The following is an 18,752-nucleotide window of genomic DNA, read 5'->3' on the forward strand; positions in this document are numbered from 1 at the left end:
GTTATCCGTTCAGTGCCGCGTCGGCGGCGTTGATCATCGCGATCCAGTCGTCGCGGTTCTCGGGCGACTCGATGTTCGTCGTGCCCTCGAGGCCCGCGAGCAGCGCGTCGGCGTTCGTCTTCATGAGGCCGGTCGCCTCGTCGAACACCGAGGCGGGCAGCCCCGCGTACGGCACCTGCGTGGTCGAGAACTGCTCATCGGTCATGCGGAGGTTCAGCCAGTCGGGGTTGAAGGCGTTCCAGAGCACCCACAGCATGCCGCCGGCCTGGTTCTTCGCGTCGACGTTCACGCCCGAGAACTGCGCGAACACCGGGCCGTTCTCGTAGGGCTGCACCGTGAGGCTCGGGTTCGGGTTGAACAGGGTCTGGCCGAGCGCGATCGGCACGTCGCCGTTCGAGAGCGGCGAGTCCTGGTCTTCGAGCACCTGGAGGGTGCCGGACGACTTCAGCTGGCCGATGAGGTCGACCATCGCGTCCTCGCCGTCCGCCATGCCGACCCCCGAGAACACGTTCGCGTTGTAGCTCGCGACCGAGACCTTGCCCGCGTACTGCGGGTCGAGCAGTCCCTCGAGCGTGGCCGGGGCCTCGATCTTGTCGGTGTTGACCTGCATGAGCGAGCCGTTGATGCTGTCGGGCAGCATGCCGGTCGAGCCGAGGGTGAGGAACTCCTCGGGCACGCCGAACTTCGCCCAGTCGACGTCGGCCCAGTAGCCCTCGTCGGTCATCGCCGCGGAGGAGACGATCGAGCCCGAGATCACGTCGGTGTTGCGGGCGCCGGTGGCCTTCGCCGAGATGATCGCCGACGACAGGTTGTAGGTGAGGCCCTGCGTCTCGATCTTCAGGTCGGGGTAGCTCTTGTTGAACTCGGCGATGACCTCGGGCGAGAGCTCGTACCAGTCCCAGATCACGAGGCGGCCGCCGTCGGTCTCCTTGGCCTGCTCGTAGAGGGCGTCCATCTGCTCGTCGATCGCGGGCCAGATGTCCTCGTAGAAGTTCTCGCATCGGGTGACGGGGCCGACCTCGACGGCGTCGCAGGCGCCGGCCGCGGCGGCATCGCCGGAGGGTTCGATGGCCTGCGGCGTCGAGCCGGGCGTGCTGCACGAGCTGAGCAGCAGCATGCCGGTCGCCGCGAGGGCGATGAGGCCGCTGCGGGCTGTGGATGACTTCATGATCCGGGTGTCCTCTCTGACGTGGATCTCTGATGGATGGAGCGGGGGACGGTGCGATGGAGCGGGTGGAGCGGCCTTCCTGCGCGATGGGGTGGTGGTCAGTCGACGAGCACGCGGCACGCGTGCGGTGCGAGCTCGATGGCGATCTCGCTGCCGTTGGCGGGCGAGTCGAGGGGGGCCCCGCGCGCCACGATCGTGCCGACGACGGTCTCGCCTGCGAGCACCTCGACCTCGTACTCGACGATCTCGCCGAGGAACTCGACCCGGACGACGCGGGCGGGGAGCACGTTCGGGCGATCGGGCGCCGTCTCGTGCCAGCGCACGCTCTCGGGGCGGAAGGTGACGGTGACCTCGTCGCCGAGGCCGACGCCGTCGGGGCACGGGGTCGTGAGCCGGGTGCCGAAGGCCTCGACGTGCGCCTCGCCCGCGCCGCCGCGCTCGCGCACCACCGCGGGGATCATGTTGACCCGGCCCACGAAGTCGGCGACGAAACGGTCGGCCGGTTGGTAGTAGAGCTCGCGGGGCGAGGCCTCCTGCACGATGCGCCCCTGGTTCATCACGGCGACCCGGTCCGACATCGAGAGCGCCTCGGACTGGTCGTGCGTGACGTAGAGCGCGGTGATCCCGAGGCGCTGCTGGAGGCTCCGCAGCTCGTTGCGCATCGTGTCGCGGAGCTTCGCGTCGAGGTTCGAGAGCGGCTCGTCGAGCAGCAGCAGCCGGGGTCGGTGCGCGAGCGCCCGGGCGAGGGCGAGGCGCTGCTGCTGGCCGCCCGAGAGCGCGGTGGCGGGCCGGTTCGCGTAGGCGTCGAGCTGCACGAGCTCGAGGGCCTCCATGGCCCGGGCCCGCGCCTCCTTCTTCGGCAGCTTGCCGCCCGAGACCTGCAGGGGGAACACCGCGTTGGCGAAGACGGTCATGTGCGGCCAGATCGCGTAGTTCTGGAACACCATGCCGACGTCGCGCTTGTCGGGCGGCATGTGCTCGGTACCGGTCGAGAGCACCTTGTCGTCGAGCGTGATCCGCCCGCCGTTGCTCGTCTCGAGGCCGGCGACGCAGCGGAGCGTGGTCGTCTTGCCGCACCCCGAGGGGCCGAGGAGCGAGGTGAAGGTGCCCGGCTCGATCGTGAAGCTGACGCCCTTGACGACGGGCACCGCGCCGCCGTCGAGCTCGTACTGCTTCTCGAGGCCGTCGACGACGAGGCGGCCGCCTCCCTGTGCTGCAGTCATGTGTCCGCTCCTTGGCGATTTTTGAATTCTGGATCCGATTGAAGGACGAGGATGCCCCGGAGGGACCGTGCGGCGGCCATCAGTGCTCGACCGCCTGCGCCGGCGCTCCGCCGCGGGCGTCCGCCCCGGCCTCGCGAGCCTCGCCCCAGCCGACGGTCACCTTGGGCCTCGCGAAGAACAGCACCACGATCGCGCAGAGCGCGAACGCGCCGACCGCGAGCCACAGCGACTGGGCCATCGCGGTCGAGAAGCCGCCGACCGCCGCAGCGGGCAGGCCACCGGCCGCTCCCGGCGCGAGCTCCTCGGCCGTGAAGGTCGGCAGCTCGGCCGCGAGGGTGAGGCTCATGAGGGCGGCGATCGCCGCCGAGCCGAGCACCGAGCCGAGCTGGCGGGTCATCGTGTAGACCCCCGAGCCGGCGCCGGCCTGCGCCCGCGGCAGGTTGCGCGTCGCGGTCGAGGCCAGCGGTGCGAAGACGCCCGAGATGCCGAAGCCGAGCAGCGCCGAGGGCAGGAGCAGCAGCCAGTACGGGACATCCGGCCCGATGAGCGCGCTGTACCAGGCGAGCGCGAGCGCCGAGAGCGAGAGCCCGGCGAGCGCGACCCACTTCGGGTCGATCCGGTCGCTGAACCGGCCGACGAGCGGGGCGAGCACGCCCGAGACCACCGCCATCGGCACGAGCATGAGCGCCGCCTGCGTCGGCGTGAGCCCGCGCCCCACCTGGAAGTAGAACGCGAGCGGCAGCGGCATCGTCGTCATCGCGACGCCCACGAGCGAGATCGCGACGTTCGACAGCGAGAAGTTGCGGTCGCGGAAGAGCCCGAGCGGCAGCAGCGGCTCGGCCGTGTTGAGCGCCTGCCAGACCACGAAGCCCGCGAGCACGACGACGCCGGCGATGATGACGCCCCACACCGTGATCGGGCCGGTGATCGTGCCCCAGTCGTAGGTCTCGCCCTCCTGGATGCCGAAGACGAGGAGGAACATGCCCACCGCGCTCAGCACGACGCCGAGCCAGTCGAAGCGGTGCGAGTGCGTCTCGAGGTTCGGCACGAGCCGCCACGCGGCGACGAACGCGACCACGCCCACGGGGATGTTCACGAAGAACACCCACTGCCAGCCGAGCGAGTCGACGAGCAGCCCGCCGAGGATCGGCCCGACGAGCGTCGCGACACCCGCCACCGAGCCCCAGAGCCCCATCGCCGCACCGCGCTGGTTCGGCGGGAAGACGCGGGTGATGACCGCCATCGTCTGCGGCGTCATGAGCGCCGCACCGAGCCCCTGCAGGGCGCGGGCCGCGATGAGCGTCGTGATGTCGCCCGAGAGCCCGCACCAGAGCGACGCCAGCGTGAAGACCACGAGGCCGACGAGGTACACCCGCTTCGGCCCGAAGCGGTCGCCGAGCCGGCCCGTGATGAGCAGCGGCACGGCGTACGCGAGCAGGTACGCGCTCGTCACCCAGATCACCGCCGTGAGGTCGGTCTCGAGGTCGGCGAGGATCGCCGGGTTCGCGATCGACACGATCGTCGTGTCGACGAGGATCATGAAGAACCCGATGACGAGCGCCCAGAGGGCGGGCCACGGTCTGGCGGTCTGGTTCATGGTCGGCTTTCGCAGGGGGAGGTCACGGGCCGGGGGTGGGGTTCAGTTCGCAGCGGATGACTCGCCCGGCAGCCCGACGACCGGGTCGCCGAGGAGCGGGGTGGAGACCGCGTAGATGCCGTGGTTGGCGAAGAGCCAGATCAGGTTGCGGTCCCACTCGACGAAGATGCCGTGCACCGGCGCCGCGAGGTCGTCGTCGTCCTTCAGTCCCATCGGGGGCACGAAGTACGCGCCGACCTTCGGGTCCTCGGGGTCGCGCACGTCGAAGATCTGCAGCCCCGCCGCGTAGAACGCGTAGGGGATCACGCCGCCGTGCGGGGTGCCGGTGTTGGTGAAGTAGCCCGAGCGCTTCGGCCCGAACGAACCCCGGCGCTGGGCCCAGTCGGTGAACGCGGCCTCGACGGGCGGCACCGGTCGGGGCAGGGTGCGCACGACCCGCGGATTCGTCGGGTCGGAGACGTCGATCTGGTAGATCTCCTTGGCGGGCTCGTAGCAGTCGGTGTTCATCGGGTAGCCCGAGACGTAGACGTAGCCGGTCTCCTCGACCTGGGTCGTGTCGACGTTGTCGCCCTCGGTGCCGGCGACGCTCGTCGGGAGCTCGCACCAGCCGACGTGGTGGATGTTCGCCGGGTCCGAGACGTCGAGCACGAAGAACCCCTGGCCCCCCTGGGCGGCGTAGCCGTAGCGGGAGCCCGACTCGACCGAGCGCGGCATGAAGACGCCCATGCGCGAGCCGAACCACGAGGTCTTGTTGTTCCAGCGGTCGTTGCCGGCGAGGTACTCGGAGTCGTCCTCTTCGCCGGCGCGGGAGCCGGGCACCCACCAAGTCGAGAGCAGCTCGGGGTTGGCGGGGTCGCTGACGTCGTACGCCGCGTGGCCGGCGGTCCAGAGCGTCGTGCGGTAGGGCTGGTTCGTGAAGGTGTTGTCGGGCGCGGTCGCGACGAAGAGGTACTTGTCGCCGTAGTAGACGGGCAGGTCGAGCACGCCGTTGCCCTCCTGGATCTCGTCGGGCCCGTGGTTCGGGTCGGTCGAGACCTCGGTGAGGAGGGTCCAGTCGCGGGGGCTCGGCCCGTTCATCTCCCAGGTGCGGAAGCCGCGCAGGCCCTCCCACTCCTTCAGCTGCCCCTCGACGGTGTCGTCGAGCCACTTGTTGGCGACGCGCCCCTTGAGGAAGTAGCGCGGGGTCTCGCTGGCCTGGACGGCGATGTGCTTGCCGAGCTGCTCGTTCCACTGCACCGTGGTCGCGCCGAACTGGGGGCGGGGGTCGCCCCAGCCCCACTCCTCCTCGTCGACGATCTTCAGGTCGCGCGGGTCGGTGATGTCGTACAGCTTCCAGTGATTGCCGCCGCCGTAGTGCAGCATGTAGCGGGTGCCGTCGAAGTCGTAGATGCACTGCCACGAGTGGCTCGTGTTCACGACGATCGGGTAGAACGCCTCGGCGGTGGCGTTGAGGGCGTACGTCTCAGGGTCGCGGTAGTCGAGCTGACCGGGCCAGTCGACGAACACGTCGCGCGGCACCGACGGGGTGGAGGCCGGCGGGAGGAAGGTGCCGTCGGGCTGCATGCCCCAGGTGCCGGGCTCGGGGTCGCGGGGTTCGCCGTCGACGCGCTCGAAGTCCTCAGGACGGTACTTCTTCGCGTCGGGAACGTAGGGAGAGCCGGCCATGTCGCCTCCATTGGCAGCTGGAACTGAGATCGTCGCGACGCGGTGCGTCGTCACATTCAGCGTCGCCAGAAGTTGCGATACCGTCCAATATCTATTCGGCTCGGAGCCATGACCGTTCAGGCATACCGACCGAACTGCTGCGCCTCGCGTTCGGCGTGCTCGCGTTCGAACTCCGCGAGCCGCGCGCCCTCGACGCGGAGGTGCTCGAGCAGGGCCGAGGCCGCCGCCGACGGCGCCCGGTCGGCGAGCCGCGTGACCCCGACCGCGCGCCGGATCGAGCTCAGCGGCGTCGGGAGGATGCGGAGCTCGCGGTCGTCGACGGCGATGAACATCGGCAGCGCCGCGATGACGTCGGTCGACACGAGGAGGTTGCGCAGCGTCAGCATCGACGTGCACTCCACCCGGTCGGCCGGCAGCGGCAGGCCCTCGTGGAAGAAGACGGCCTCGAGCTCGGCGCGCAGCGCCGTCTGCGCAAGCGGGAAGATCCACGGGTAGCGCACGAGTTCGGCGAGCGCGGTCGTCGGGCCCTGGTGCACGGGATGCCCCGCCCGAGCCACGAGCCGGATGGGCTCGAGGTGCAACCGCTCCTGCTCGAGCCGCACCGGCACGCTCGACGAGAGCCGGCCGACGGTGAGGTCGAGGTCGCCGGCGAGCAGCAGCTGCTGCAGGGTGTCGGGCGTGCCCTCGCGCACGACCACCGTGAGGCGCGGGTGCTCGACCTTGAGCCCCGCGATCGCCCGCGGCAGCAGCAGGTTCGAGCCGGCCAGGTGCGTGCCGACCGTGACCGTGCCGAGCTGGCCCGACTGCAGCAGCCGCACCTCCTCCCCCGCGATCCGCAGCTCGGCGAGCACCGAACGGGCGCGCTCGATGAACGGCCGGCCGTACTCCGTCGGCGTGACGCCACGCGGCAGCCGCTCGAACAGCGGCACCCCGAGCAGGTCCTCGACCTCGCGCAGCCCGCGCGTCACGACCGGCTGGGTGATGTGCAGCACCTCGGCGGCGCGCACGAGGGTTCCCTCGTCGGCGATGGCGGCGACGAGGACCAGGTGCCGGATCTTGAGTCGGCCATCGAGGAGGCGGTCAGTGCTCATGCAACGGAACCATAGCCGAACGGGCATGGCAGCGCGTCAACTCGGCATTTGTCGGCATCCCGCCCGGTTCCTAACCTGAAGCCATGTCCTCCCCGACGTCACCGGCGACGATCGCCCTGCCGACCAAGCCGACGCCTCGCGCGCCCCGCCAGATCCGCAACTTCATCGACGGCGAGTTCGTCGACGGCATCCGCGGCTTCGACAAGATCGATCCCGTCGACGGGTCGCTCGTCGGGCAGGTGCACGAGGCCGGCCGGGTCGAGGTCGACCGGGCCGTGGCCGCCGCGCGCGCCGCGCTCGACGGTCCGTGGGGCCGCATGTCGGTCATCGAGCGCACGCGCCTGCTGCGTCGCATCGCCGACGTCATCGACCGCCGCGCCGAGGAGCTCGTCGCGGCCGAAGTCGGCGACACGGGCAAGCCCGAGACCCTCGCCCGCGACCTCGACGTCGCCCGGGCGGCCATGAACTTCCGCTCCTTCGCCGACACCGTCGCCGCGGCCGGGCTCGACTCGTTCCTCACCGAGCTGCCCGACGGGCGCCGGGCGCTCAACTACGCCGTGCGCAAGCCGCTCGGCGTCGTCGCGGTCATCGTGCCGTGGAACCTGCCGCTGCTGCTGCTCACCTGGAAGCTCGCCCCGGCGCTCGCCGCCGGCAACACCGTCGTCGTGAAGCCCTCGGAGGAGACGCCGTCCTCGGCGACGATGCTCGCCGAGATCCTCGCCGAGGCGGGGCTGCCGGCCGGCGTCGTCAACGTCGTGCACGGCTTCGGCGCGGGTTCGGCCGGCGCGTTCCTCACGGAGCATCCGGGCATCGACGGCGTCACCTTCACCGGCGAGTCCTCGACCGGCTCGACGATCATGCGCGCGGTCGCCCCGCGGGTGCGCCCCGTGTCGTTCGAGCTCGGCGGCAAGAACGCCGCCGTCGTGTTCGCCGACGCCGACCTCGACGCCGCCGTCGCCGGCCTTGCCCGCTCGACGTACCTCAACACCGGCCAGGTCTGCCTCTGCACCGAGCGCATCTACGTCGAGCGGGCGATCTTCGACGACGTCGCAGCCGGGCTCGCCGAGCAGGCGCGGCGGCTTCGCCTCGGCCGCCCCGAGAACCCGGCGACCACGACCGGCCCCCTCATCTCGCAGGCGCACCGCGAGAAGGTGCGCGGCTACCTCGACCTCGCCGTGGCCGAGGGCGCGACGGTGCTCGCCGGCGGCGGCATCCCGACCCTCGGCGAGGGCCTCGACGGCGGTTCGTGGATCGAGCCGACCCTCTGGACCGGCCTCGACAACTCGCACCGCACCGTCCGCGAGGAGATCTTCGGGCCGGTCGCCGCCCTCATCCCCTTCGACACCGAGGAGGAGGCGATCGCGCTCGCGAACGACACCGACTACGGGCTCGCCGCGGTGACGTGGACGAGCGACCTCACCCGCGGCCACCGTGTGGCTCAGCGCATGCGCGTCGGCATGTCGTGGGTGAACACCTGGTACCTGCGCGACCTGCGCAGCCCCTTCGGCGGCATGGGCCTGTCGGGCATCGGCCGCGAGGGCGGCCACCACTCGCTCGAGTTCTACACCGAGCCGACGAACGTGTGCGTGCAGCTGTGAGCGGCGAGTCGACGGCCACGACCCTGCACGCCGCCGAGGAGCGGCTGCACGCGGCGGCCCGCGACGGCCTCGCCTGCTCGCCCGTGCGCGAGCTCATCGGCGAGACCGACCAGGATGCGGCCTACGCCGTGCAGTCGCTCGGCATCGCGCGCCGGCTCGCCGAGGGCCGGCGCATCGTCGGCCGCAAGATCGGCCTCACCTCGCCCGCGGTGCAGGCGCAGTTCGGCGTGTTCACCCCCGACTACGGCGTGCTGCTCAACGACATGGTCTTCGCCGACCGCGAGCCCATCGACCTCGGGCGCTTCCTGCAGCCCCGCGTCGAGGCCGAGGTCGCCTTCGTGCTCGGCCGCGACCTCGACTCCCCCACGACCCACGTGGCCGAGGTGCTCGCCGCCACCGAGTTCGTGCTCCCGGCGATCGAGGTCGTCGACTCGCGCATCGCCGGCTGGGACATCCGCATCACCGACACGATCGCCGACAACGCCTCGAGCGGGGCGATCGTGCTCGGCACCACCCCGCGCCGGATCGAGGGGCTCGACCTCGCCGAGCTCGGCATGCGCCTCGACCACGGGGGCGAGCCCGTCTCGACCGGGTCGGGCGCAGCATGCCTCGGCAGCCCGGTCATCGCCGTCGCCTGGCTCGCGCGCGAGGTCGCCCGGCACGGGCGGCCGCTCCGCGCCGGCGAGATCGTGCTCTCGGGCGCACTCGGGCCGATGGTCGCGGCGAGCGCGGGCGTCTTCCACGCCCGCCTCGACGGGCTCGGCGAGGTGCGCGCGGACTTCACCACGACCGCTCTCGAAGGAGCCGCAGCATGACCACCGCCGTCGCCATCATCGGTTCGGGCAACATCGGCACCGACCTCCTGATCAAGGTCAAGCGCCTCTCGTCGACGCTGCACGTGGCCGCCATGGCCGGCATCGACGCCGACTCCGACGGGCTCGCGCGAGCGCGCCGCCTCGGGGTCGCGACGACCCACAAGGGTGTCGACGGGCTCGTCGCGATGCCCGAGTTCGAGGGCGTCGAGCTCGTCTTCGACGCGACCTCCGCGGGGGCGCACGCGCGCAACGACGCCGTCGTGCGCGACCGCGGCCGCCTGATGGTCGACCTCACCCCGGCCGCGATCGGCCCCTACGTCGTGCCCGTCGTGAACCTCGGCGACGAGCTCGACGCCACCAACGTGAACATGGTGACGTGCGGCGGCCAGGCCACCGTGCCGATGGTCGCCGCGGTCTCGCGGGTGGCTCAGGTGGCGTACGCCGAGATCGTCGCGTCGATCTCGTCGCGCTCGGCGGGTCCCGGCACTCGGGCGAACATCGACGAGTTCACCGAGACGACGGCCCGCGCCCTCGAGGTGATCGGCGGCGCCGAGCGCGGCAAGGCGATCATCGTGCTGAACCCGGCCGATCCGCCGCTCATCATGCGCGACACGGTGTACTGCCTCGTCGAGGACCGGGGCGACGGCGCCGCGCTCGACGAGGACGCCGTGCGCGACTCCGTCGCCGCGATGGTCGCGGAGGTGCAGGGCTACGTCGGCGGCTACCGCCTGAAGCAGGAGGTGCAGTTCGACCGCGTCGACGAACCCTACGTGCCGGCGCTCGACCGCCCGTTCCGCGGCACCCGCGTCACCGTCCTCCTCGAGGTCGCGGGCGCCGGCCACTACCTGCCCGAGTACGCGGGCAACCTCGACATCATGACCTCGGCGGCGCTGCGCACGGCCGAGCGACTCGTCGCCGCACGGAACGGAGCCACGGCATGACCGTCACCGAGACGGCGTCCGCGCCCGCGCCGAAGGTGTACGTGCAGGACGTCACGCTCCGCGACGGCATGCACGCGATCGCCCACCGCTACACGCTCGACCAGGTTCGCGACATCGCGCAGGCCCTCGAGGCCGCGGGCGTCGACGCGATCGAGGTCGCCCACGGCGACGGCCTCGGGGGTTCGAGCGTCGCCTACGGGCAGGGCGCGCACACCGATTGGCAGTGGATCGAGGCGGCCGCCTCGGTACTCGACCGGGCGAAGCTGACGACGCTCATCCTCCCCGGCATCGGCACGATCGACGACCTCGAACGGGCCCGCGACCTCGGCGTCCGAAGCGTGCGCGTCGCGACGCACTGCACCGAGGCCGACGTCGCCGCCCAGCACATCGGCTGGGCACGCGAGCACGGCATGGATGTCTCCGGGTTCCTGATGATGAGCCACATGAACGACCCCCGGGGCCTCGCCGAGCAGGCGCGGCTCATGGAGTCGTACGGCGCGCACTGCGTCTACGTCACCGACTCGGGCGGCCGGCTCACCATGCGCGACGTCGCCGACCGCGTCGACGCGTACCGCGAGGTGCTCGCGCCCGAGACCCAGATCGGCATCCACGCGCACGAGAACCTCTCGCTCAGCGTCGCCAACAGCGTGACCGCCGTCGAGCACGGCGCCTTCCGCGTCGACGCCTCGCTCGCGGGGCAGGGCGCGGGCGCCGGCAACTGCCCGATCGAGGCGTTCGTCGCCGTCGCCGACCTCCTCGGCTTCGGGCACGGCTGCGACCTCTTCGCCCTGCAGGATGCCGCGGAGGAGCTCGTGCGGCCGCTGCAGCGCCGGCCCGTCCGCGTCGACCGGGAAACCCTCACGCTCGGTTACGCCGGGGTGTACTCGAGCTTCCTGCTGCACGCCGAGCGGGCCGCCGAGCGCCACGGGCTCGACGCCCGCGACATCCTCGTCGAACTGGGCCGCCGCCGCATGGTGGGCGGCCAGGAGGACATGATCGTCGACGTCGCCCTCGACCTCGTCGCTGAGCGCGACGCCGCGCGCAAGGACGGGGATGCCGCATGACCGCCGCAGCCGCCTTCGCCGCCGCCCTCGACCGGGCGCAGCGCACCGCCTCGCCGATCGCGCGCCTCGATGCGGGCGAGGTCATCGGCCTCGGCACCGCTTACGCCGCGCAGCACGCGCTCGTCGCCCGCCGCGTCGCCCGCGGTGAGCGCGTGACCGGCGTGAAGCTCGGATTCACGAGCCGGGCGAAGGCCGCGCAGATGGGCGTCGACGACGTCATCATCGGCACCCTCACCGACGCGATGCGCGTCGAGGACGGCGGCGCCTTCGACCCCCGCGCGGCGATCCACCCCCGAGTGGAGCCCGAGGTCGCGTACCTCCTCGGCGTCGACGTCGACGGCGCGTCCGACGCCGAGCTCGACCCCGCCACCGCCATCGCCGCGGTCGCGCCCGCGCTCGAGGTGATCGACTCGCGCTACCGCGACTTCCGGTTCAGCCTCGACGACGTGGTCGCCGACAACGCCTCGGCGGCCGCCTACGCGATCGGCCCGTGGAGCTCCCCCGCCGCGGCGGGCGCCCTCGACAACCGCGCGGTGCGCCTCGAGCTCGGCGGCCGGCTCGCGCAGGCCGGCTCGACCGCCGCGATCCTCGGCGACCCCGTGCGGGCGCTCGCCGCCGCCCGACGTCTCGCGCGCGAGCACGGCTTCGCGCTGCGAGCCGGCACCGTGCTGCTGGCCGGCGCGGCGACGGCGGCCGTGCCGCTGCCGGGCGACGGCCTCGTCGAGGCGACGATCGCCGGTCTCGGCCGGGTGTCGTTCCGCGTCGAGCGCGGGGCAACCGACGGCTCGTCGACCGGCGACCACGATCAGCAGGAGGACGCGTCATGAGCGACGCCCGTGGCATCCTCGTCGCCGGCAAGGCGACCCCTCGCGGACGGTTCCCCCACGCGAAGGTCGCGGGCGACCTCGTCTTCGTGTCGGGCACCTCGAGCCGCCGGCCCGACAACACGATCGCGGGCGCCGAGGCCGACGAGTTCGGCGCCACCCGGCTCGACATCACGGTGCAGACCCGCGCGGTCATCGAGAACCTCCGCGAGATCTTGGCGGAGGCCGGCTGCAGGCTCGAGGACCTCGTGCAGGCGACGAGCTACCTCGTCGACATGAACGACTTCGCCGCCTACAACGCGGTCTGGGCCGAGTACTTCGACGAACAGGGCCCGACCCGCACGACCGTCGCCGTGCACCAGCTGCCGCACCCGCACCTGCGCATCGAGATCCAGGCGGTCGCGCGGCGCCCCGAGGCTTCCGACGTTCCCGATACCGCCACTCTCGAGGAGGAGAAGAAATGAGCACCATCCCACCCGTGATCGATTTCGCCGCGTGGATCAAGGAGCACGAGCACCTGCTCCAGCCGCCGGTGAACAACAAGCAGGCGTTCATCCCGATGAACGACTTCATCGTGCAGGTCGTCGGCGGGCCCAACCAGCGCACCGACTTCCACTTCGACCCGTACGAGGAGTGGTTCTACCAGTACCGCGGCAACATGCACGTCAACATCCAGACGGAGGACGGCCCGCAGCGCATCGACATCCGCGAGGGCGAGATGTGGCTGCTGCCCGGCAACGTCTACCACTCGCCGCAGCGCCCCGAGCCCGGTTCGATCGGGATCGTCATCGAGCGCATCCGCGAGGAGGGCACGCTCGAGAAGTTCGCGTGGTTCTGCCCGAACTGCAACACGAAGGTGCACGAGGTCGAGCTGCAGGTGCGCGACATCGTCGAGGACCTGCCGCCCGTCTTCCGCGAGTTCTACGAGAGCGAAGAGGGTCGGACGTGCCCGAACTGCGGCACCGTCCACCCCGGCAAGGGCTGACCCCGTTGGGCACGATCGACATCCACACGCACTACGTGCCGAGCGCCTGGCCCGATCTGTCGACGCAGATCGGGCCGGGGGTCTGGCCGTCGCTGCGGGTCGACTCCGAGCGCGAGGCGATGATCATGCTCGGCCAGTCCGAGTTCCGTCGCGTGGAGTCCGACTGCTGGGATGCCGAGGCACGCCTCGCCGACATGGACGCCGACGGGGTCGACCTCCAGGTCGTCTCCCCCACGCCGGTCTTCTTCTCGTACGACAAGTCGGGCGACGAGGCCGTGAAGGTCGCGCGCATCTTCAACGACCTCGCCCTCGAGATCTGCGCACCGGCGGCCGATCGCCTGCTGCCGTTCGCGCAGGTGCCGCTGCAGGACACCGACGCCGCGTGCGCCGAGGTCGACCGTGCGATCGCCGCCGGGCATCGCGGGGTCGAGATCGGCAACCACGTGGGCGACCGCGACCTCGACGACGAGGGCGTCGTCACCTTCCTCCAGCACTGCGCTGCGCAGGGCGTGCCCGTGCTCGTGCACCCGTGGGACATGGCCGAGTCGCCGCGACTCGACCGCTGGATGGCGCGCTGGCTCACCGGCATGCCCGCCGAGACGCACCTGTCGATCATCGCGATGATCCTCGGCGGCGTCTTCGATCGGGTGCCGCCCTCGCTCCGCATCGCGTTCGCCCACGGCGGCGGTTCGTTCGCGTTCTGGCTCGGCCGCCTCGAGAACGCCTGGCACCGCCGGCCCGACCTCATCGCGACGAGCGAGCGGCCGCCGTCGACCTACCTCGACCGGTTCAGCGTCGACTCCGTCGTCTTCGACGATGCGCCGCTTCGCCTCCTCGTCGACACGCTCGGCACCGAGCACGTGATGGTCGGCAGCGACTACCCGTATCCGCTCGGCGAGCGCCCGGTCGGCTCGGTCCTCGACCGCGCCGACTACCTGAGCGACGCCGAGAAGGCGGCGATCCGCCACGGCAACGCCCGCCGCTTCCTGGCGATCTGAGCGGGGCGCCCGTACCGCGGGCGCCCCGCCCGGCCTTCTTCCTTCCTTTCTCTCGACCCCAGACCCCCGGAGACCCGCACATGAGCCTCGCGACATCCGCCCCCCAGTCGATCGACCGCGCGACGTGCGCCGCGCTCGACGCGGCCGACCCGCTCGCGCGGTTCCGCGAGCGCTTCTCGCTGCCCGAGGGCGTCGTCTACCTCGACGGCAACTCGCTCGGCGCACTGCCCCGTGCGACGCCGGGGCACGTCGAACGGGTGATCGCGGAGGAGTGGGGCACGGGCCTGATCCGCAGCTGGAACGACGCGGGCTGGTTCGACAAGCCCGCCGCCCTCGGCGACCGCATCGCCCCGCTCATCGGTGCGGCGCCGGGCGAGGTCGTGCTCGGCGACTCGACCTCGGCGAGCCTCTTCCAGGCGGTGACGGCGGCCGCCCGTATGCGCCCCGGCCGACGGGTGATCATCTCCGAGCGCGGCAACTTCCCGACCGACCTGTACGTGCTCGAGTCGGTGCAGGAGCTCCTCGGCGAGCCCGGCCGCCCCCTCGAGCGCCGGCTGATCGACGACGACGGACCGAGGCTCGACGAGGTGCTCGACGACGACGTCGCGGTGGTCGTGCTCACCCACGTGAACTACCGCACGGGGCGGATGTATGACCTGGCCGAGGTGACCCGTCGGGTGCACGAGGCGGGCGCGCTCATGGTGTGGGACCTCTGCCACAGCGTCGGCGCGGTGCCGGTCGAGCTGAACGCGGCCCGGGCCGACTTCGCGATCGGCTGCACCTACAAGTACCTCAACGGCGGACCCGGCTCGCCCTCGTTCATCTGGGTCGCGGGCCGCCACCAGGGCGTCGCCCGGCCGCCGCTCACGGGCTGGCACGGCCACGCCCGCCCCTTCGACTTCACCGTCGGCTACGAGCCCGCCGACGGCATCACACGGTTCCGCGTCGGCACGCCGCAGCTGCTCGCGGTCGCCGGGCTCGAGGCGAGCCTCGACCTCTGGGCCGAGGTCGACCTCGCCGAGCTCCGCGAGAAGAGCCTGCGGCTCACCGAGCTGTTCATCTGCCTCGTCGACGCACAGCTGGCCGAGTGGGGCATCGAGGTCGTGACGCCGCGGCAGTCGGCGCGCCGCGGCAGCCAGGTCGCGCTCCGCGCGGGCGGCGCGCTCGACGCCGGCGACGGCTACGCCCTCATGCAGGCGCTCATCGAACGCGGGGTCATCGGCGACTTCCGCGCGCCCGACCTCATGCGCTTCGGCTTCGCCCCGCTCTACGTCACGCACACCGACGTGTGGGACGCGGTCGCGACGCTCGAGGACCTGTTGCGCACCGGGGTCTGGCGAGAGCCCCGCTTCGCGCGACGCGGGGCGGTCACCTGACTGTCTGTCACCCATCGGGGCAGCGCGACACATTCGACGGATGCCTCGGGGCCGATGTGTACACTCAGGGCATCATGTTCGCCGGCGTGTACACCGTCTCGCCGGTCGAGTAGGCCCGCCCGGGCCGACTCGAGATCCACCCGGGATCACCGAGGAGCCCCGTGAAGCCCACCGTGCAGACCCTGCTCGACCGCCCCGAGCTCGCCCTCGGCCTGCTCACCCCCGCCGACGCGCTGCCCGACGGTGCGCTCGATGCCCCGGTCGTGTGGGCGCACAGCTCCGACCTCGCCGATCCGACGCCGTTCCTCGACGCCGGCCATGTCCTGCTCACGACCGGCACCCAGTTCGCCGACGGCGCCGCGGCCGACGCCGAGTTCGCCGAGGCGTTCGTGCTGAGGCTCCGCGAGCGCGGCATCGCGGCGCTCGGCTTCGGCACCGAGGTGATCCGCGCCGGCACCCCCGAGACGCTCGTCGCGGCGTGCCTCGCCCAGGGCCTGCCGCTCTTCGAGGTGCCCTACCGCACCCCGTTCATCGCGATCGCGCGCACCGTCGCCGACCTCATCGCCGAGGACGCCTTCGCCAGGCAGGCGTGGGCGCTCTCCGCGCAGCGCGCGATCTCACTCGCGGCGCTCCGCCCCGACGGGCTCTCGGCGACCCTCGCCGAGCTCTCGCACCGGCTCGGGGCCTGGGTCGGACTCATCGATGCGACCGGATCGCTCGACCGTGAGGCCCCCGAGGGCGGACTCGCGCAGCCCGCGCTCGGCGAGGTCGTCGGCGAGGCCCGCTCGATGATCCGCCGCGGCCAGCGGGCGAGCCGCACCGTCCTCGCCGCCGAGTCGACCGACGCACCGCAGCGGATGACCCTCCAGACCCTCGGCGGCGGCGGCGCGCTGCGCGGCGTGCTCGCGATCGGCGACTCGGCCGAACTCGACCAGGCCGGGCGCGAGGTCGTCACCTCGGTGATCGCGCTCGCGGGCCTCGCGCTCGAGCAGAACCGCGACCTCGACCGCGCACGCGGCCACCTGCGGTCGGGCCTGCTCAGCGGCATCCTCGCCGGCGACACGACCCTCGCCGAGCGCGTCTCGGCCGAGATGTGGGGCCCGCTGCCCGAGCCACCGCTGCGCATCATGGTGACGGATGCCCCGCTCACCCAGGCCGACCGCCTCACCGAGCTCCTCGAGCTCCGCGTCGAGGAACGCGGCGGACGGCTGTTCTTCGGCCGCGACGACGAGCAGTACGTGCTCGTCGTCGAGGAATCCGACGCCCCACTCGCCGAGGAGATCGCGACCGAGTTCGAGCTGCCCGTCGGCGTCTCCGACCCGGTCGGCGGCGGCGCCGTCGCGCAGGCGCACGAGCAGGCGCTGCGCGCGCTCGAGCGGGCGCGCGAGAGCGGCGCCGGCGTCGTCGCCTTCGACGAGATCAGCCGACAGGGCGTGCTCGCGTTCCTCGCGCGCACCGACGCGCGCGCCGTCGCCCTCGCGACCCTCGCCCCGCTCACCGAGCACGACGCCGCGAGCGGCACCTCGCTCGTCGTGACCACCCGCACCTGGCTCGAGCACGGCGGGCAGTTCGACGCGACGGCGCAGGCGCTCGGCGTGCACCGGCACACGGTGCGCAGCCGCATCGCCCTCGCCGAGCGGCTGCTCGGACGCGACCTCTCGGGGTTCCACGCCCGCGCCGACCTCTGGGCGGCGCTCCTCGCGGTCGAGTAGGCGCGGAGGAGGCGCGGAGTCGGCGCGTGCGTATCCGGGCGCGCCGTGGCACAGGCCGCCGCCGCGACGGGAGGAGATCGCACGATCGGGAGGAGCGGTTCCCGATTCCGATCCTCCCGATCGTGCGATCTCCTCCCGACTCGGTGCGAGAGCTGCGGCGGGGCGGGCCAGCCGCCCGGCCGCCCGACCCGCAGGTCAGCGCGGCTGGGCGGCGATGAGCTCGCGGTACCAGCCGAACGAGTCCTTGCGGGTGCGTTCGCCGGTCTCGAAGTCGACGTGCACGAGGCCGAAGCGCTGCGTGTAGCCCTGCGCCCATTCGAAGTTGTCCATGAGCGACCACGCGAAGTAGCCCCGCACATCGACGCCCTGCTCGATCGCCGCGGCGACGGCGCGCAGGTGGCCGTCGAGGTAGGCGATGCGCTCGGCGTCGTGCACGGCGCGACCGCCGTCGGATGCCTCGACCACCTCGTCGACGAACGACGCCCCGTTCTCGGTGATGACGACGGGCGGCAGCGCGTCGCCGTAGTCGCGGCGCAGGCCGACGAGGAGCTCGGTGAACGCGCCCGGCACGATCGGCCAGTCGAAGCCCGTGAGCGGCGTGCCCTCGGGCGGTGCGACCAGCTCGAACGGCAGGCCTGCGGCGGCGAACTCCGAGCCGGCGGCGGGCGCGGCCACGTACGTCGGGTTGTAGAAGTTCACCCCGTAGAAGTCGAGCGGCGCCGAGATGAGCTCGAGGTCGCCCGCCTCGAGCCCGGGGAACTGCTCGAGCCCGAAGGCCGACAGGTCGGGGTAGGCGCCCGTGAGCACGGGGCCGGCGAAGATGCGGTTGTAGATGAGGTCGAACGCGCCCGCCGCCATCAGGTCGTCGATCGACTCGCCGGCGGGCACGACGAGGGTGTGGTTGTTCGTGATGCCGACCTCGGCATTGCCCGCAGCCCGGATCGCGGCGACCGCGAGCCCGTGCCCGAGCAGCTGGTGGTGCACGGTCGGCAATGCGCCGAGCATGAGCTGGCGCCCCGGCGCCTGGGTGCCGAGCGCGTAGCCCTCGAGCGTCGTCATCGCGGGCTCGTTGAGGGTGATCCACCGCCCGACCCGGTCGCCGAGGCGGTCGAGCACCAGCCCGACGTACTCGGCGAAGCGCTCGGCGGTGTCGCGCACGAGCCAGCCGCCCGCATCCTCGAGGGGCTGCGGCAGATCCCAGTGGTAGAGCGTCGGCAGCGGCGCGATGCCGGCCTCGGCGAGCGCGTCGACGAGCCGCTCGTAGTAGTCGAGCCCCGCCGCGTTCGCGGGCCCGGTGCCGCTCGGCTGCACGCGCGGCCACGCGATCGAGAACCGGTAGTCGGTTGCGCCGAGTTCGGCGAGCAGGGCGACGTCGTCGCGGAACCGGCGATAGCTGTCGGCGGCGACGAGCGCGTTCGAGCCGTCGACCACCCGACCGGGCTCGGCGGTGAAGGTGTCCCAGATGCTCGGCCCGCGCCCCGCGGCATCCGTGGCGCCCTCGATCTGGAACGCGGCCGTCGCCGCACCCCAGCGGAAGCCCGCGGGCAGCCGCAGCACCGGGTCGGCAGCGGCCGAGTCGGCCGTCGTCGCACGCGTGGTCGGGGCATCCTGCATCGTGAACCTCACTGTCCGTCGCCAACTGGGACGCTTGACCCAGTTCGACCCACCCTAGCGGGCCGGGCTCGCGCTGGGAAG

Annotated in this window: 16 protein-coding genes; 10 read left to right on the forward strand and 6 right to left on the reverse strand. The window is 72.2% G+C overall.

What is annotated here, in order from left to right:
- Position 1 precedes the first annotated feature (1 nt).
- From ACFVTR_RS17930 to ACFVTR_RS17950, 5 genes are all read right to left on the reverse strand, one after another.
- Positions 2–1,168 carry a hypothetical protein gene (locus ACFVTR_RS17930; RefSeq protein WP_387039529.1) on the reverse strand — a complete coding sequence of 389 codons (1,167 nt, stop codon included), beginning with the start codon at positions 1,166–1,168 and terminating at the stop codon, positions 2–4.
- Between the two features lie 98 nt (positions 1,169–1,266).
- Positions 1,267–2,391, reverse strand: a complete 1,125-nt coding sequence (locus tag ACFVTR_RS17935; protein ID WP_387039531.1) for an ABC transporter ATP-binding protein — start codon at positions 2,389–2,391, stop codon at positions 1,267–1,269.
- A gap of 79 nt (positions 2,392–2,470) precedes the next feature.
- Entirely contained in the window at positions 2,471–3,988 is a 1,518-nt protein-coding gene (locus ACFVTR_RS17940) for a DHA2 family efflux MFS transporter permease subunit (protein ID WP_387039533.1), read from the reverse strand.
- Between the two features lie 42 nt (positions 3,989–4,030).
- Positions 4,031–5,653: an LVIVD repeat-containing protein gene (locus tag ACFVTR_RS17945; RefSeq protein ID WP_387039535.1), complete on the reverse strand. Its 1,623-nt coding sequence runs from the start codon at positions 5,651–5,653 to the stop codon at positions 4,031–4,033.
- Positions 5,654–5,769: 116 nt separating this feature from the next.
- Positions 5,770–6,744: a LysR substrate-binding domain-containing protein gene (locus ACFVTR_RS17950; RefSeq protein WP_387039537.1), complete on the reverse strand. Its 975-nt coding sequence runs from the start codon at positions 6,742–6,744 to the stop codon at positions 5,770–5,772.
- 83 nt (positions 6,745–6,827) lie between these two features.
- Here ACFVTR_RS17950 and ACFVTR_RS17955 point away from each other — a divergent pair, with 83 nt between their 5' ends.
- The 10 genes from ACFVTR_RS17955 (at position 6,828) to ACFVTR_RS18000 (ending at position 17,057) form a co-directional block, all read left to right on the forward strand.
- Positions 6,828–8,342 carry a 2-hydroxymuconic semialdehyde dehydrogenase gene (locus ACFVTR_RS17955; protein ID WP_387039538.1) on the forward strand — a complete coding sequence of 505 codons (1,515 nt, stop codon included), beginning with the start codon at positions 6,828–6,830 and terminating at the stop codon, positions 8,340–8,342.
- The gene (locus tag ACFVTR_RS17960) at positions 8,339–9,157 is read left to right on the forward strand and encodes a 2-keto-4-pentenoate hydratase (RefSeq protein ID WP_387039540.1); all 819 of its coding nucleotides are present in this window, start codon (positions 8,339–8,341) and stop codon (positions 9,155–9,157) included. The genes ACFVTR_RS17955 and ACFVTR_RS17960 overlap by 4 nt, the downstream gene beginning before the upstream one ends.
- Positions 9,154–10,098 (forward strand): acetaldehyde dehydrogenase (acetylating), encoded by a 945-nt coding sequence (locus tag ACFVTR_RS17965; protein ID WP_387039541.1) that lies wholly within the window; start codon positions 9,154–9,156, stop codon positions 10,096–10,098. The genes ACFVTR_RS17960 and ACFVTR_RS17965 overlap by 4 nt, the downstream gene beginning before the upstream one ends.
- Positions 10,095–11,162 (forward strand): 4-hydroxy-2-oxovalerate aldolase, encoded by a 1,068-nt coding sequence (dmpG, locus tag ACFVTR_RS17970; protein WP_387039543.1) that lies wholly within the window; start codon positions 10,095–10,097, stop codon positions 11,160–11,162. Before ACFVTR_RS17965 ends, dmpG begins: the two co-directional genes overlap by 4 nt.
- A complete protein-coding gene (locus ACFVTR_RS17975) occupies positions 11,159–11,989 on the forward strand; it encodes a 2-keto-4-pentenoate hydratase (RefSeq protein WP_387039544.1) in 831 nt (276 codons plus the stop codon). The genes dmpG and ACFVTR_RS17975 overlap by 4 nt, the downstream gene beginning before the upstream one ends.
- Entirely contained in the window at positions 11,986–12,450 is a 465-nt protein-coding gene (locus ACFVTR_RS17980; RefSeq protein ID WP_387039546.1) for a RidA family protein, read from the forward strand. Before ACFVTR_RS17975 ends, ACFVTR_RS17980 begins: the two co-directional genes overlap by 4 nt.
- Positions 12,447–12,971, forward strand: a complete 525-nt coding sequence (locus tag ACFVTR_RS17985) for a 3-hydroxyanthranilate 3,4-dioxygenase (RefSeq protein WP_387039547.1) — start codon at positions 12,447–12,449, stop codon at positions 12,969–12,971. Before ACFVTR_RS17980 ends, ACFVTR_RS17985 begins: the two co-directional genes overlap by 4 nt.
- A 5-nt stretch (positions 12,972–12,976) precedes the next feature.
- Positions 12,977–13,969 (forward strand): amidohydrolase family protein, encoded by a 993-nt coding sequence (locus tag ACFVTR_RS17990; protein ID WP_387039549.1) that lies wholly within the window; start codon positions 12,977–12,979, stop codon positions 13,967–13,969.
- A gap of 80 nt (positions 13,970–14,049) precedes the next feature.
- A complete protein-coding gene (gene kynU, locus ACFVTR_RS17995; RefSeq protein ID WP_387039551.1) occupies positions 14,050–15,345 on the forward strand; it encodes a kynureninase in 1,296 nt (431 codons plus the stop codon).
- A gap of 161 nt (positions 15,346–15,506) precedes the next feature.
- On the forward strand, positions 15,507–17,057 hold the full coding sequence (locus ACFVTR_RS18000) for a PucR family transcriptional regulator ligand-binding domain-containing protein (protein ID WP_387039553.1): 1,551 nt from the start codon (positions 15,507–15,509) through the stop codon (positions 17,055–17,057).
- A gap of 195 nt (positions 17,058–17,252) precedes the next feature.
- On the opposite strand, the gene ACFVTR_RS18005 is transcribed toward ACFVTR_RS18000, so the two are convergent.
- Entirely contained in the window at positions 17,253–18,671 is a 1,419-nt protein-coding gene (locus ACFVTR_RS18005; RefSeq protein WP_387039555.1) for a GH1 family beta-glucosidase, read from the reverse strand.
- Between the last annotated feature and the right edge of the window lie 81 nt (positions 18,672–18,752).

This window comes from Agromyces sp. NPDC058126, assembly GCF_042884595.1.
Lineage (GTDB): Bacteria > Actinomycetota > Actinomycetes > Actinomycetales > Microbacteriaceae > Agromyces.